The organism is Vibrio sp. MMH1-50, assembly GCF_022347645.1.
Lineage (GTDB): Bacteria > Pseudomonadota > Gammaproteobacteria > Enterobacterales > Vibrionaceae > Vibrio > Vibrio harveyi.
This window is the reverse complement of sequence record NZ_JAKRGG010000002.1, coordinates 224,198-240,501: the sequence shown is the minus strand read 5'-3', so window position 1 is coordinate 240,501 and position 16,304 is coordinate 224,198. Positions and strand designations below refer to the sequence as shown.

General features: G+C 43.8%; 13 protein-coding genes. 5 read left to right on the top strand and 8 right to left on the bottom strand.

The features are described 5' to 3' along the window. Positions 1–34: 34 nt before the first annotated feature. From MHO32_RS03125 to MHO32_RS03095, 7 genes are all read right to left on the bottom strand, one after another. Positions 35–1,969, bottom strand: a complete 1,935-nt coding sequence (locus tag MHO32_RS03125) for a PrkA family serine protein kinase (RefSeq protein WP_239210636.1) — start codon at positions 1,967–1,969, stop codon at positions 35–37. Positions 1,970–2,458: 489 nt separating this feature from the next. Next, positions 2,459–2,959, bottom strand: coding sequence for a YfbU family protein (locus tag MHO32_RS03120; RefSeq protein ID WP_239210635.1), 501 nt, complete (start codon positions 2,957–2,959; stop codon positions 2,459–2,461). Positions 2,960–3,117: 158 nt separating this feature from the next. Then, positions 3,118–3,783 (bottom strand): energy-coupling factor ABC transporter permease, encoded by a 666-nt coding sequence (locus MHO32_RS03115; RefSeq protein ID WP_009698309.1) that lies wholly within the window; start codon positions 3,781–3,783, stop codon positions 3,118–3,120. Positions 3,784–3,962: 179 nt separating this feature from the next. Beyond that, positions 3,963–4,703 carry a pyruvate formate lyase 1-activating protein gene (gene pflA, locus MHO32_RS03110; protein ID WP_005446703.1) on the bottom strand — a complete coding sequence of 247 codons (741 nt, stop codon included), beginning with the start codon at positions 4,701–4,703 and terminating at the stop codon, positions 3,963–3,965. A gap of 144 nt (positions 4,704–4,847) precedes the next feature. Beyond that, on the bottom strand, positions 4,848–5,825 hold the full coding sequence (locus MHO32_RS03105) for a lipid A deacylase LpxR family protein (protein ID WP_045487986.1): 978 nt from the start codon (positions 5,823–5,825) through the stop codon (positions 4,848–4,850). A 152-nt stretch (positions 5,826–5,977) separates the two neighbouring features. Beyond that, positions 5,978–8,254 (bottom strand): formate C-acetyltransferase, encoded by a 2,277-nt coding sequence (pflB, locus tag MHO32_RS03100; RefSeq protein WP_038898170.1) that lies wholly within the window; start codon positions 8,252–8,254, stop codon positions 5,978–5,980. Between the two features lie 306 nt (positions 8,255–8,560). Beyond that, positions 8,561–10,108, bottom strand: a complete 1,548-nt coding sequence (locus MHO32_RS03095) for a DUF3360 family protein (RefSeq protein WP_005446706.1) — start codon at positions 10,106–10,108, stop codon at positions 8,561–8,563. A 457-nt stretch (positions 10,109–10,565) separates the two neighbouring features. Between MHO32_RS03095 and MHO32_RS03090 the strand changes: the two genes are divergently transcribed. The 5 genes from MHO32_RS03090 (at position 10,566) to MHO32_RS03070 (ending at position 15,395) form a co-directional block, all read left to right on the top strand. Then, positions 10,566–12,032, top strand: coding sequence for a hypothetical protein (locus tag MHO32_RS03090; protein ID WP_053052838.1), 1,467 nt, complete (start codon positions 10,566–10,568; stop codon positions 12,030–12,032). Positions 12,033–12,271: 239 nt separating this feature from the next. After that, positions 12,272–13,042, top strand: coding sequence for an ABC transporter ATP-binding protein (locus MHO32_RS03085; RefSeq protein WP_005446708.1), 771 nt, complete (start codon positions 12,272–12,274; stop codon positions 13,040–13,042). A gap of 79 nt (positions 13,043–13,121) precedes the next feature. Next, positions 13,122–13,892, top strand: a complete 771-nt coding sequence (locus MHO32_RS03080; RefSeq protein WP_009698306.1) for an ABC transporter substrate-binding protein — start codon at positions 13,122–13,124, stop codon at positions 13,890–13,892. A gap of 81 nt (positions 13,893–13,973) precedes the next feature. Next, positions 13,974–14,714 (top strand): ABC transporter permease, encoded by a 741-nt coding sequence (locus tag MHO32_RS03075; protein WP_017819029.1) that lies wholly within the window; start codon positions 13,974–13,976, stop codon positions 14,712–14,714. Positions 14,715–14,717: 3 nt separating this feature from the next. Next, positions 14,718–15,395 (top strand): ABC transporter permease, encoded by a 678-nt coding sequence (locus MHO32_RS03070; RefSeq protein ID WP_005446711.1) that lies wholly within the window; start codon positions 14,718–14,720, stop codon positions 15,393–15,395. A 100-nt stretch (positions 15,396–15,495) separates the two neighbouring features. Here MHO32_RS03070 and xthA read toward each other — a convergent pair whose 3' ends face one another. Then, positions 15,496–16,302 carry an exodeoxyribonuclease III gene (xthA, locus tag MHO32_RS03065; RefSeq protein WP_009698305.1) on the bottom strand — a complete coding sequence of 269 codons (807 nt, stop codon included), beginning with the start codon at positions 16,300–16,302 and terminating at the stop codon, positions 15,496–15,498. Positions 16,303–16,304: the final 2 nt, after the last annotated feature.

Genomic DNA, 16,304 nt, shown 5'->3' with positions numbered 1-16,304 from the left:
CTTCATGTTTCACAAGCGACCTAACTCAAACTGGTTAGGATGACTTACGTACTCGTAGGTACCACTCAGAAAGTAGGCGAACCTGTTTCTCGGTGTAGCCTTTTTCCATCATGCGAGCGACAAAGTCGTCGTGTTTCTTCTGATCTTCAGAAGACGTTTTCGCATTGAATGAGATAACCGGAAGCAGCTCTTCGGTATTGGAGAACATTTTTTTCTCGATTACCGTGCGCAGTTTTTCGTAGCTGGTCCAAACTGGGTTTTGACCATTGTTATTGGCTTTCGCACGAAGCACAAAGTTTACGATTTCGTTTCGGAAATCTTTCGGGTTAGAGATGCCCGCTGTTTTCTCGATCTTCTCTAATTCAGCATTTAGAGAAGCACGGTCGAACAGTTGGCCTGTTTCTGGATCGCGATATTCTTGGTCTTGGATCCAGAAGTCTGCATAGGTGACGTAACGGTCGAAGATGTTCTGACCGTACTCAGAGTAAGACTCTAGGTATGCCGTTTGAACTTCTTTACCAATGAACTCGACATAACGAGGCACTAGATAGCCTTTCAAGAATTCAAGGTACTTCTCTGCCATTTCTGAAGGGAACTGCTCACGTTCTACTTGCTGTTCAATAACATAGAACAGGTGAACAGGGTTGGCCGCCACTTCCGTTTGGTCGAAGTTGAACACGCGAGATAGGATTTTGAAGGCGAAACGAGTTGATAGACCGTTCATACCCTCGTCAACGCCTGCGTAGTCACGGTACTCTTGGTAGCTCTTCGCTTTCGGATCGGTGTCTTTCAGTGTTTCACCATCGTACACTCGCATCTTAGAGAAGATGGACGAGTTCTCAGGCTCTTTAAGTCGCGAAAGAATACTAAATTGTGCCAGAGTTTCGAGCGTACTTGGTGAGCAAGGTGCTTTAGAAAGCTCACTGTTTTCAAGCAGTTTCTGGTAGATCTTCACTTCTTCCGACACACGTAAGCAGTAAGGTACTTTCACTATGTACACACGGTCTAAGAACGCCTCATTGTTCTTATTGTTGCGGAAGGTTTGCCACTCAGATTCGTTCGAGTGAGCCAGAATCATACCGTCGAATGGAATCGCAGACAGTCCCTCGGTACCATTAAAGTTACCTTCTTGAGTTGCGGTTAATAGAGGGTGTAGCACCTTGATTGGCGCCTTGAACATCTCTACGAATTCCATCAAACCTTGGTTCGCTTTACACAGCGCGCCAGAGTAACTGTAGGCATCTGGGTCGTCTTGTGAGTAATGCTCTAACTGACGAATATCGACTTTACCAACGAGGGACGAAATGTCTTGGTTGTTTTCATCGCCTGGCTCGGTTTTAGCAATAGCCACTTGGTCGAGGATGGAAGGGCGTACTTTCAGCACTTTGAACTTGGTGATATCACCACCAAATTCATGCAGACGTTTTGCTGCCCACGGTGACATGATAGATCGTAGGTAACGATGTTCGATGCCGTATTCTTTCTTCAAGATCTCGCCATCTTCTGTCGGATTGAACAGACAGAAAGGGTGATCGTTAACTGGGCTTCGTTCGCCGTTCGCACTAAGCACATAAACGGGCATTTTTTCCATTAGGGCTTTTAGCTTTTCGGCAAGTGATGACTTACCACCACCAACAGGACCGAGTAAGTACAGAATTTGTTTACGCTCTTCCAAACCTTGTGCGGCATGTTTGAGATAAGAAACAATCTGCTCAATCGCATCTTCCATGCCATAGAAGTCTTTGAAGGTTTCATAACGTGAGATGACTCGGTTCGAGAATATACGGCTCAGTCTTGGATCTTGAGCAGTATCAATGATTTCTGGCTCTCCGATAGCCATCAGTAGGCGTTCTGCAGCATTAGCGTAAGCGCTTTTGTCGTCTTTACACAGGGCTAAGAAATCCTGTAACGACATCTCTTCATCTTTTGCAGCTTCATATCTTGATTGATAGTGGTCGAAAATACTCATGTCGCTTTCCCCTTTAACTAGTCAGTCTACCGACGAACGTTGACGCAGGCTTATCCACCTTTGATATGCCCTTCGTTGTATGAAGTTATACGTCCTGTTATCACGTTTGGTTTGTACTGGAAGTAAGCTAGACAACACCAAAGACTTTGCTTTATGGACACTTTTTCACTGCAACGGAGAACGATGGATAGGTACCTTTCAATCACTCCCTTTCTCATTTTAAGCCTAGTCGGGGATTTCCAATTTTGCTTAACAATTATGAATTTATTGCAAAAGTGACATTTGAATCACTGTTTGGAGATTGAAAAATTTATGTTGTGAATAGGAGTGATAGAAATCAGATATTTGGCTTTGAATCACTGATATTAGTGATTCGTATACAAGTCTAGAGAATGAAAGATAAAACTGTGCTGATAGAATGAGCTTGACTTGTGACAGGGGAAAAGAAAAAAGGAGAGCCTTTGCCCTCCTTTTCAAATACTTGCTGAATTATGCACTAAAGATTTGTGCTAGCTCGTTTGCACATAGGTGGTATTGACGAGGACAGTTGCGCCAGGTTTTTAGCATGCGGCGGTATTTGTCTAACATTGGCATTTGGCTATTGAAGTGGTGATCAGCTTTATCAAATTGAGGGTAAAGACCTTCTGAATCCACTAGGAAGCGCACATAGTGTACTTGTTGTGCTTCTGTCGCAATATCAAAGCCAAGGAACTGAAGGCGACGCTGGTCGAATTTACCGCGCTCTTCGTCATCCAGCATTTTGTTTGATTCTTGCATTGCGTGGTACATCTCCATGATATCGATGATTTCACGACACTCGGTTTCTGTAATGCAGCCAAAATCTTTGTTCAACTCGCGCATTTGTAGCTCGTAACCACGCTCTACAATAGTCTGTAGACGCTTGTATTTTGCTGCGTTGTTAGGATCAAGTTGAGACATTAGGTTGTACTGGTTTGATAGGATCAAACGTTGAGCGTTTGACATTTCCATGGTGACCTCACTAAATAATCTAATACATTTTTAATGTGCTTAGGTTAACGTTTCGGATGAAGGTGAAACATGATCTCAACACATATTTAATATGAAAAATGGCAAGAATTATCGAATTTAACCAGTTTACAAATGCAGTATGAATGGGGCGTTACAACTTATTTGTGATAATGGTTGTATATGTAGTCACGGTCTGAAAAAACTCTCAGCCACTCAGGCTTAAAAACGGTCAGTACCGCTAAAGCCATTCCATTAAGAAGACCTTCAGGGAAAGCGAGTAACGGAACAAACACAAAGTAATTGTGCTGGATGGTTTGCCAATCATAGTGACCCACAGATAGGTGGTAAAAAGAATTGATCAGCAAGTGGAGGCTGCCGGTAAGTGCACCATTGAAGAATCCTGCCACAAAAATGAAAACGAAGATGTTACGTGGTAAGTACTGGTAGCTCAGAAGAAAGATGCTGTAACTGATAAGTATTGGAATCAGTGCAGAGAGCACTAGCGCGCTTGGCAACATCAACAACGATATGTCATGAATCAAGTGGTTGACGACCATCGCAGGGATGCAAAATAGAAAAGCCATGCGCCAACCATACATCATAGTTAGCGTGGTTAAAGCAAGGAAATGAATTTGTAACCCTTCTTTCACCCCTGCTTGGGCAGACCACAAAACGCTAATCAAGAAAAGTGTCGCGAAGACTAAATGTTGGAATGGCTTTTCTTGTTCCATTTTAGGCCAAACGACTCTTCGCCAATCGGGGAGACAATAAACGACGACGACCCAGAAAATAATGATGATCGAAACAAAATTAAACCAATCCATGTGTTATCCCAACGCTTTTCCTGTGAGCTTTACTTACGGTTTCGTATTCCTAATACGTCTAATATGAGTTGGATAGGGCACAAGACCTGCTGGTCCGTTAGACACATATACCTACGTATAGGTAAAAAAATACCAGCAAGTTGCTGGTATTTTTAATCTATTCAATAACCTAATGCTACTTAGTATTTCACATTTGAGTGGTATTGGGAAAGAATTGACTGGATTTCGTCCATAGTTTCTTTAGATGGAGGATTTACACCATCAAGAGGATATTCAACACCAAGCGCCTCCCATTTGTGTGCGCCAAGTTTGTGGTATGGCAGAAGCTCTACTTTTTCAATGTTATCCATATCTTTAATGAATTCACCAAGCATATGAGCGGCTTCTGGTTCGTCCGTGTAGCCAGGAACAACCACATAACGAATCCAAGTCTTTTGACCAATTTTATGTAGATAACGAGCAAAGTCTAAAACACGACGGTTAGACACACCAATGAAGTCTTGGTGAATCTCATCTTTCATGTGTTTTAGGTCAAGCATGACTAGGTCAGTCGCATCCAACACTTCATCGATCACGTCGGTGTGTTTACGGATGTAGCCGTTAGTATCCAAACAAGTGTGAATGCCTTCTGCTTGAGCAGCGCGGAAGAAGTCACGAACGAACTCAGGCTGAAGCATCGCTTCACCACCGGAACAAGTAATGCCACCACCTGATGCGTTCATGAAGTGACGGTAAGTTTTTGCTTCAGCAATAATCTCTTCAACCGTAACTTCCTTGCCATCATGCGTGTCCCATGTATCGCGGTTATGGCAATACTTACAACGCATTAAGCAACCCTGCAAGAAGACGATAAAACGGATACCAGGTCCGTCTACGGTACCACATGACTCAAACGAGTGAATACGACCAGTTGTTGACATCTTTTGCTCTCATTTTTAATAAATTCTGACCGTTATTTTATTACAAATTGCAGGGTTAAAACAGTCTAAGTGGGCTTTCGTTGGCGAGATATTGAGCAAAGACAACGGCGAATGAAAACTCACACGCCGTATGGGGAGATTTCTTTAGAAGAAGGCGAACAAAGACAAAGAGCCTGTACCGTAAACGTCAGTTTGGGCTTCCTCATAGTCTGGCGTTTTCACTGTAAATGTTAAGCTTGCGCCATAGTTTTGGTTGTACCAAGCCGCACCTGCAACGGCACTCGCTTGCCAGTTCTGTAGTGTGACATCATATTGCTCTGATGGCTCTGGTAGACCTGAACGGTCGCCTTCAATAGTGATATCGTTAAAGCGGTAACGACCTTCAAAGCCCGTGAATAAGAACCAACTTGATGTGCTCTTAGCTAACATGCTGGCATGGAATGGACTTTCAACGCTGATGTTTGCGGCACCTATGCTGTTGGCTAAGTTAGTACCCCAACGAAACATGACACCTTGTGAAACGTCACTTCGGAAATTACCCGCGTTAATATCGTTAACGTTGGTGATTTCCCACTGTGTCGTTTTGCCCTCGCTACGCATCAATTTGTTGAACGCTCGGTAGCCGACGCTAAACGCTAACTCGTCATCAATTTGGTAATCCCAACCTTGTGGATCGGTTGAACCAGTAATGCTATGAACCAGCTCTTGCGCCTTTTCAGAGAGTGAGCTCTCACCCGTTGCACCGATAGTGAAATTGTAGCGAACAGCTTTATCAGCGGTGAGTGAGATATAGTTGATTTCAGTATGTAAGTAGCCCGCGTAAGGACGATCGTTGACAAGTGGGTAGTCGGCTTCGATGTCACTTGGCGTGTACATTTTATGCCCAAGCACTAATTCAATCTTATCGACGTTGCTTTGGCTAGAATCATTTAATGTAAACCACTTCCATTCTGCGTCTTCACGCAATTGTTCAGTCGCGTAAGAGAGAAAAATACCATTGGTATAATCTTGGTCAACGCCAAAAATGCCATCGTTATCGAGAGTGAAAGAGACTGTGGATTTGGTGGATGCGATTGCTGCCGGTGATAGCAGCGCAAGGATGAATAATTTACTGAGTTTCATAGTGTATGTTTGCAAGCTTTTTACGCATCATACGGAAGATCCCAGACAAAATCTTTTGTAATGTCACAACTTTAGTTCAAGAAACAAAAAAAGGTCGATGCTTTTCAGCATCGACCTTTGTTCTATCACTTAAAGTGCTAATTCAATCAGTCTTATAGAGACTCAGTGAATGTACGTGCGATTACGTCAGCTTGTTGCTCTGCAGTTAGAGAGTTGAAGCGTACAGCGTAACCAGATACACGGATTGTTAGCTGAGGGTATTTCTCTGGGTGCTTAACAGCGTCTTCTAGAGTTTCGCGGTTAAGAACGTTCACGTTTAGGTGTTGACCACCTTCGATACCAGATTCATGGTGGAAGTAACCATCCATTAGACCAGCAAGGTTAGCACGTTGTGAACCTTCATCTTTACCTAGAGCGTTAGGTACGATAGAGAACGTGTAAGAGATACCATCTTTAGCGTGAGCAAACGGTAGTTTACCTACAGACGTTAGAGACGCTACAGCACCTTTTTCGTCACGACCGTGCATTGGGTTAGCACCTGGTGCGAAAGGAGCACCTGCGCGACGACCGTCAGGCGTGTTACCAGTCTTCTTACCGTATACCACGTTTGAAGTGATTGTTAGGATAGACTGAGTAGGGATTGCGTCACGGTAAGTCTTAAGCTGACGAATCTTGTTCATGAACACTTCAACAAGTTCACAAGCGATGTCATCTACGCGAGCATCGTTGTTACCGAATTTAGGGTAGTCGCCTTCGATTTCGAAGTCGATTGCTACGCCATCTTCGTCACGAACTGGTTTAACTTTCGCGAATTTGATTGCAGATAGTGAGTCAGCTGCAACAGATAGACCTGCGATACCACAAGCCATAGTACGGCGAACGTCACGGTCATGTAGAGCCATTAGCGCAGCTTCGTAGCTGTACTTGTCGTGCATGAAGTGGATGCTGTTTAGTGCAGTCACGTACTGCTTAGCTAGCCAATCCATGAAGTGGTCTAGTTTGCCCCATACATCGTCGAAGTCTAGAACTTCGTCAGTGATCTTAGGCATTTGAGGGCCAACTTGGATCTTCAGTTTCTCATCCACACCGCCGTTGATAACGTATAGAAGAGTCTTAGCTAGGTTAGCGCGAGCACCGAAGAATTGCATGTGCTTACCAATGATCATTGGAGATACACAACATGCGATTGCGTAATCATCAGACTCGAAGTCTGGACGCATTAGATCGTCGTTCTCGTACTGGATTGATGAAGTATCGATAGATACTTTTGCACAGAACTTCTTGAAGCCTTCAGGTAGTTGCTCAGACCAAAGAACAGTGATGTTTGGCTCTGGAGAAGGACCCATTGTGTATAGAGAGTTTAGGAAACGGAAGTTTGAACGTGTAACTAGCGTACGACCGTCAAGACCCATACCACCCATAGACTCTGTTGCCCAGATTGGGTCGCCAGAGAATAGATCATCGTACTCAGGAGTACGTAGGAAACGAACCATACGTAGTTTCATTACGAAGTGGTCGATCATTTCCTGTGCGTCAACTTCAGTGATCTTACCTTCAGCGATATCACGTTCGATGTAGATATCTAGGAAAGTAGAAGTACGACCTAGAGACATTGCTGCGCCGTTTTGAGATTTAACAGCTGCTAGGTAACCGAAGTAAGTCCACTGGATAGCTTCTTGTGCAGTTTCAGCTGGACGAGAGATGTCACAGCCGTATTTCGCAGCCATAACTTTCATTTGACCAAGTGCACGGTGCTGCTCAGCAATCTCTTCGCGAAGCTGCATAGTCATCTGTAGATCTTCACCGTTCTCAAAACGCTCTTGTAGAGACTTGAATTGAGCTAGCTTGTCTTGCATTAGACGGTCGATACCGTATAGAGCAACACGACGGTAGTCACCGATGATACGACCACGACCGTACGCATCTGGAAGACCAGTTAGAACGCCTGATTTACGACATGCTAGGATATCTGGAGTGTAGATATCGAATACGCCAGCGTTGTGCGTTTTACGGTATTCTGTGAAGATTTTCTTAACTTGTGGGTCAAGCTCGCGATCGTAAGCTTTGCAAGAACCTTCAACCATACGGATACCACCGTTAGGGATGATTGCACGCTTAAGAGGAGCTTCAGTTTGTAGACCTACGATAGTTTCTAGGTCTTTTTCGATGTAGCCTGCATCGTGAGCAGTGATGGTAGAGATAACTGAAGTATCGAAATCAACAGGAGCGTGAGTCGCGTTCTCTTGTTTGATACCTTCCATTACCTTAGCCCAAAGCTTGTTAGTCGCTTCAGTACCTTCAGAAACTAGGAAAGATTCGTCGCCTTCGTACGGAGTGTAGTTCTTCTGAATGAAATCACGAACGTTTACTTCGTTTTGCCAGTCGCCTGCAGCAAAACCTTCCCAAGCTTTAGCAAATTGCTCTGCCATGACATACCTACCTTTGTAGTAGAAAAAAATACGTACTGGTTCGCCGTTGAGCCAGCTATCTCCACTGTTAAACGGAGAACAGTACACTCTTAATGAATAACAATATTTATAGTCTTAAATAAGAAAGAGTGGGTCATAAAACTATAAATATTGTCACTGCTAACAATGTGGGTTCTTCCCAACCACAATTCAAGGCTACACTAAAAAAATTTTGCAAACCTTAAACTAAATCAATAAATCCTAAAAAATCTCGATAAAAATTGGGTAGCGACGAGCGCTACCCACACAATTTTTGAACGAATGTCATTATAGCCAAGCTTTAATGCCATATTGTCCTTCTAGCATACCTACTGCAAGCATAGCGACTAAACAGATAACAAGTACACCTACAGGGATCACAATCTTATCGACAAAGGATAGACGAGAAGCGCGCTCCTTATCACCAATCAGACCATTGTTGTCTAGCAGCATAGTCAGTGCCCAAGCAAGAACTGGGTTAACGACTGCAGAACCAAAGATACAGATACCTGCTGCTTGAGAATCTTTCGAGTCTTTCACCATCTGCATACCTGCTTCAAGTAGAGGTAGAGATACACCTACAAGAAGAGCAACACGCATTACTGGTGGCCATACTGCGATATCCATTGGGAAACCAAGGATTGCAATGATCATTACCAGAAGACCAAGAAGGATTGCACCGCCAGGGATAGGGCGTTTTGCGATCGCTGCTGGGATCATGTAAGTACCCCAAGATGAAGTGATGTTACCACCACCTACTGCTGTACCTACCATCTGACGGATAGAACACATTGTCATTGTGTCATCTACGTCCATCAATACTTTTTCTGTCTTTTTAGGGTAGTTCAATTCTTGGAAGATACGGTGACCTAGGAAGTCAGGAGACCACATTGCCACGGCAAGGATTGCAAATGGTAGAGATGCGATGAAGTGTTCCATGTTAGGAAGACCTAGCATCCAACCTTCTTCAGTGCTGCCCCACCAGTAAACAGGGTTTAGGTTAGGAAGACCTGTTTCAGTGACGAATTTAATATCGAAACCTGCACCTAGTACTAAAGCGATTGCAAGACCAGTGAAAGCACACACCGGAATAGCAAGCCAACGCTTGTTCACTTTTGCAAGGAATGCGTATAGTGCGATAGTGACTGCCAGTACGATCAGACCAACATAGCCCATGCTACCAGCTTCAACAGTAGAAGATTGCAGACCAACGGCCCATTCTTGAATCGAAGTAATCTGGCTCATGGTACCAGTCAAACCCAAGAAGATAAGCAAGCCACCGGCTGTACCTTCCGAGGTGAGGTTCACCAGTTTGGAGCCGCCTTTTAGGAAACTCAGTAGAAGACCGAACACACCGATTAGAATTGCCAATGCAAGAGGGTGAGCACCAGCAAGAGCGATGGTACCAATAAGAGGGATCATTGGACCGTGGTTACCTGCAAGGTTGGCTTTAGGGTTAATAAAACCAGAAGCAAGTACACAGAAAAGAAGTGCAGGGATAAGCATTTCTACACGTGCAACTTCGATAGCAAAATCTTTGCCCAAGTTGACGTGGTCCCATGCTGCAGTAAGACCTTCAGCCCAAGACATCATTACCGCAGAGTACATTGCGATAATACCGATAGTACCAGCAAGTGCTGGAACAAGGTCTTCAAGCTCAAAGCGGAAGTCACGACCTGGCAAGTTCAAGCCAAATCGACGTGGCTTCATAATTTGTAGTTCGTGGTCTAGGTAGTCTGAACGGCTTGCGAACTCAGATGATGGACGATGAAGCTCGCGGTAGCTTTTAGTCTCAATATCCGAATCAGAGTGCGCTTTATTAACTGCGTCTGACATAGATTCCTCATATATTTAAAAGTTATGAATTCTAAATTGAATTGTGTTTTTCCGCTTCCTGCGGCACGTCCTATGCTAGCTATTATTAGATTTTGTCACACGAATATCTCGTGCCTAAGCATAGCTAATAACTTGTTGTGTTGAGGCACAAAAAATTCCTCATCATTGGGGCGGAGTCTAACAAGATAGCCCTTTGGGGTGATTGATTTAGATCACTTTAAGAATAGATGTGAAAGAAAACTACAGAAAGTGTCTGGCATGCGAACAACTTGGTTATTTCGTGTGTAATTCGATTACACAAGTTGCATAAAATTAGATGTGGTTTTGCGGAAATAATACTCAACGATATTTATTGATATCATTCATGAGTGATATTAAAAGCTGGCTTTATTCTTGCTTAGTACCGAGCAAAGACGATTTTTTGGCTAACCATTGCCGCTCAGTTTAGGAAGAAGACATGAAACAGCTTAAAGTACTGCCGCTAGTGGCAATCATTTCGGGATTAATGGTCGGTTGCGGTGGCGGCGGCGGTGGCGGTGGTGGCAGTTCTACACCGAGAACTACATTCACTTTTACTTTTGCTGCCCCAAATGTCATCAGTGAAGCAAACGCACAAAAAGATAGTTGTACTGTTTACGAGCGTAGAGTAGATGGTAATGGCATCAATCAAGTATTAACTTATCAACCAGCTGTAAGTGCACAGTTGACAGGGGATAAGGTTGTTGGTTTCTATTCTGACAAGAATGGTGTCCGTCAAGGCGACTTTATCTACCCATCAGGCACTACTTTAAAATTTGTTCTAGAAGACATTCCTGAGGATGGCTACTTTACTTATCAGTTGCTTGATGCTTCTGGAACCGTATTTACGGCAAACAGCTTTAGTCGAGACTTTTTACAGGACAATAACCTTAGAAACTCAACGTTCTCGATGAATCGAGAGGCGGTGTCTGCTTGTAACAAAAATGGTAACTTTAATAAGACTACCCGAACCGATCTTAACTATGTGGCAACAGAAGCTGGTGGCTTAGAGTACAACTTTATATCTCAAGTTGCTAAAGAGTCTAAGCCTGCTTATTCCATTGACTCTTTGGATGTGAGAGCTATTGGTTCGAAGATGGAGTCGACAGTCGTGCTGCAATATGCGGACGCAGCGAAAACAGAACTGCACCAATATGGTATTCGCGATTGGTCAAGTGAATCACCATTGCCGTTGGTTGGCATGACTGGTTCTTCACCAATCCTGAACCCAACATCTTTTAAATATGACACTTTAGACATCAGTGTACTGGTTGGTGATTACAACTACGAAGTTGCAGAGTTACCTATGTCAACGACGAAGTTCTACCACCCGCTTGAACCTAAAACGGAAACTTGGACTTACAGTGTTGCAGCTGAAAAACCGATCAATGGTTGGACAGTTGTGCTGAACCAAAAGATGTACCAGGACGCAAAATGGGATATCTCAATTGATCCAAGCGCTTACTACAACCTAAATGCTCTGCCTGCAGCGCATGTGGTGAGAGGTTCAACGATTGATACTGGTTTTGCTTTCAATGACCAAGATAAAGGCTTTAGCCGCCTCGCATATCGTGCAGAGTCTAACTCTGGAACACTACACCGAGTAACACACAAGATATTTACAACTTTAGAGAGTGATGTCGTTGTTCCGGAATTGTACTACTACACATTCGATGACAGTGTGAAGCAAGATTTGAAAGTTTCTTCTACCAGTGATTACTCACAATCTATTGTCGTGGAGTCTGCTGAAGCAAACCTAAATAGCTATGACTTTGTTTCTCTATTCTCTCATGGTGATGTGACCGATCTTAAAGTGGATCACGATGGTCTTGTGATCAGTGAAGTTGATTCTGAGAAGGTCAATACGAATGCTCAGAAGTCTGACTTTATGGTGTTGATTAAGTAATAATTAACATTTTTACAAAAAAGAGCCCCTTCCTGTGAGGGGCTTTTTTACGTCTAATATTCAGCATTAAAAGAATATATTGCTAAAAATTGCATATTCATTTGATTGTTGTATCTATCTATTCGAATTATTTAGGTTAATAATTTGTTGCAACTTGCGATGGGTGGTGATAGTTTGTTCCAATTCAAAGAGGGCGGAGTCCCTTAATTGCAGTGACAAAAACACAGGGAGTAAGGCGCATGAATGATGTACCAGCGCTAGATATAAAAGACCTGCACAAAACATTTGGACAAAATGAAGTCTTGAAAGGCATTTCACTTGCCGCTCATAAAGGTGATGTTATCTCCATCATCGGCTCTTCCGGTTCAGGTAAGAGTACCTTCCTTAGATGTATTAACCTTCTTGAAACTCCGACCGCCGGTGAAATTTGGGTAAATGGTGAACTTATCCAGATGAAGAACAACCGAGCAGGAGAGTCAGTTCCAGCTAATGAGAAACAAGTTCAGCGCATTCGCTCTCGTTTAGCCATGGTGTTTCAAGGCTTTAATCTTTGGTCACATCTAACCGTTCTAGAAAATGTGATTGAAGCACCAGTTCATGTGCTTGGCGTACCGAAAGCTCAAGCCATCGAAAACGCTGAACTGCTTTTGAAAAAAGTGGGATTGTACGAACGTAAAGATTACTACCCTGGACATCTATCCGGAGGTCAACAACAACGTGCTGCTATTGCTCGTGCTCTTGCTGTTGATCCAGAAGTGATGTTGTTCGATGAGCCGACCTCAGCACTCGATCCTGAGTTGGTTGGTGAGGTGTTAGGAGTAATGCGAGATTTGGCAGATGAAGGGCGAACGATGTTGGTCGTTACCCATGAAATGGCATTTGCGCGTGACGTATCTAACCATGTGATGTTTTTACATCAAGGCTTAGTGGAAGAACAGGGAGATCCAGCTAAGCTATTTACAAACCCAGATTCAGAACGATTACAGCAATTTATCTCATCTATCTACTAATATTTCTTGGGTGGCAGTCTTTTGCCACCCATAAGCACAACAATCAAAACCAAATAAAAGCAATCACAGGAGTATGGAAATGAAAAAGTGGTTATTAGCAGCAACGCTTGCTGCAACAGCAGTGTCTGGTGTCGCTCAAGCGAAAGAATGGAAAACCGTTCGCTTTGGTATTGAAGGCGCTTACCCTCCGTTTAGCTGGACAGAAACGGACGGCTCTCTAAAAGGCTTCGACGTGGATATGGCGAACGCACTTTGTGAAGAGATGAAAGTGAAGTGTCAGATCGTTGCTCAAGATTGGGATGGAATTATTCCTTCTCTACTTGCTCGTAAATACGATGCGATTATTGCTGCAATGTCGATCACTGAAGAACGTAAGAAGAAAGTCGACTTCACAGGAAAATACGCGCTGATTCCAAACAAGTTCATCGCTAAGAAAGGTGCAAACCTAGATTTTGATAACCTTGATGGTCAAAAAATTGCCGTGCAGCGTGCAACGACTCACGACAAATACCTGACAGATAACTATGGCGACAAAGTTGAAATCGTGCGTTACGGATCATTTGACGAAGCGTACCTAGATCTTGCAAACGGTCGTGTTGCGGCAGTGCTTGGTGATGCGTCTGCACTAGAAGAGGGTGTTTTAAACAAAGCTGGTGGCGATGCTTATGAATTTGTTGGTCCTTCACTAACGGATCCTAAGTGGTTTGGTGATGGTTTTGGTATTGCAGTTCGTAAGCAAGACAAGGATCTAACGAAAAAGCTCGATGCAGCTATTTTGTCACTACGTGAAAAAGGTGTTTATCAAGAAATCGCAGGTAAATACTTTAACTACGACGTTTACGGCGAATAAGCTGTAATTAAGCGACCGTTGGCTTGTTCCTAGAAGTAACCAACGGTCGATCTTTTGAGTTTAGGGATTAGGAACTCACCTATGCTGGATCTACAAGGATATGAAGCCTCGATCTTAAAAGGGGCTCTAGTAACCATCGAAGTCGCAATACTTTCTCTACTTTTAGCGGTCATTCTCGGAATGCTGGGTGCATTGGCGAAATTGGCACCGTACAAGTGGGCAAGAGCAGTTGCGACGCTTTATACCACCATCATTCGTGGCATCCCTGATTTAGTTCTGATGATGCTTATCTTCTTTGGTGGTCAAATTCTACTTAACAATAGCCTTTACTCGATCAATGAAACACTCAATGAATGGTTTACTGCAAGTGACCCAAATCATGAGTGGACTTCGTATTTGCCAGATTACATCGATGTCAGCCCCTTTATTGCCGGTGTTTTAACCATTGGGTTTATCTTCGGTGCATACATGGCAGAGACGTTTCGTGGCGCTATCATGGCGGTAGACAAGGGTGAACTAGAAGCCGCAAAAGCTTATGGCATGAGCCCGATAATGTCGTTTCGAAGAATTCTATTGCCTCAAATGATCCGACATGCTTTACCAGGCTTTGGTAACAACTGGTTGGTTCTACTGAAAACGACCGCGTTAGTATCCATCATTGGTCTGGAAGATATGGTGCGCATTAGCTCGTTGGCTGCGGGTACAACCAAAATGCCATTCACTTTTTACATGGCGGTTGCAATCATCTTCTTGTTCTTTACCAGTGTTTCAACAGGCTTACTTAAGTTGGTTGAACGCAAATTTAGTATTCACGCGAGGTAAACCATGGATTTTTCATTGATAATTGAAAGTTTCCCGGTCTACCTAGATGGATTGTGGACGACGGTATGGCTTGTTGCGTTAGCACTGGTGATTGGGTTAGCCGTATCGATTCCTCTTGCGATTGCACGTAATAGTGCAAACTACGCACTAAGCCTGCCTTCATGGGCGTTTATTTACTTTTTCCGAGGCACTCCTTTGTTGGTGCAGCTGTATCTGATCTACTACGGCATGGACCAGTTTTTTCCGGTAAAAGACACGCTTTGGGAAAACGCATGGTTTTGTGCGCTGGTGGCGTTTGTTCTCAACACGTCCGCTTATACTGCTGAAATTATTCGCGGGGCAATCAATGGCTTGCCGAAGGGAGAGGTAGAGGCAGCTAAGGCATACGGCATGAGTACGTTTATGACTTACCGTCGCATTATTCTTCCAAGTGCTTTGCGTCGCGCGTTACCTGCCTACTCGAATGAGGTTATCTTCATGCTTCATGGCAGTGCGGTCGCCGGCATCATTACCATTATGGATCTGACAGGTGCAGCACGTTTGGTGAACTCAAGATACTACGCGCCATTTGAGTCATTCTTGACAGCGGGACTCTTCTACATGGCGCTGACATTTATTATTTTGTGGTGCTTCAAAGTGGCAGAGAAGCGCTTCTTGGCGTACCTAAGACCATTGAGCTAACAAGATGGGTTGTTAATTCCACTTCATGTAGGACAATACAAACATCAAAAAAGAGCGCTTGTTGGCGCTCTTTTTTATTTTTAGTCGATGTTAGTAAGAACTACTTGAAGGTTGACCAGATTGGCGCGTGATCTGAAGGTTTTTCAATGCCTCGTAACTCATAGTCAATATCGGATTCTATGCATTTTTCCGCGAGTGATGGTGTGGCCAAAATAACATCAATACGAAGACCACGGTTATCATCGAAGCCACGCGAACGGTAATCAAACCACGAGAAGCGGTCATCGACTTCAGGGTGTAAGTTACGGAAAGTATCTTCAAAGCCCCAATCTAGAAGCGTTTGCAACCACTCACGCTCTTCTGGTTGGAAAGAACATTTACCCGTTTTCAGCCAACGTTTACGGTTTGGTTCGCCGATACCGATGTCCGCGTCGATTGGGCTGATATTGATGTCGCCCATGACAATCAGCTGCTCATCGTTAGTGTGGTGATCGTTGAGGTAAGTCATCAAGTCTTTGTAGAACTGACGCTTGTATGGATACTTAGTTTCGTGAGCAACGTTATCGCCTTGCGGGAAATAACCGTTAAGAACCGTCACTTTTTCACCGTTTTCATCTTCAAACGTCGCCATGATCATGCGCTTTTGGTGTTCTTCATTATCGGTTGGGAAACCTTTTTGAACGCTTATAGGCTCTTGTTTACATAGCATTGCCACACCGTAATGGGCTTTTTGACCGTGAAAGTAAACTTTGTATCCCATTGCTTCTACATCGTCGATAGGGAAGGCTTCGTCGTGAACTTTGATTTCCTGCAGACCAATCACGTCAGGTTGGTGCTTGTCGATGAGGGCTTGGAGTTGATGCAGACGCGCACGAAGTCCATTGATGTTAAAGCTAATTACTTTCATTT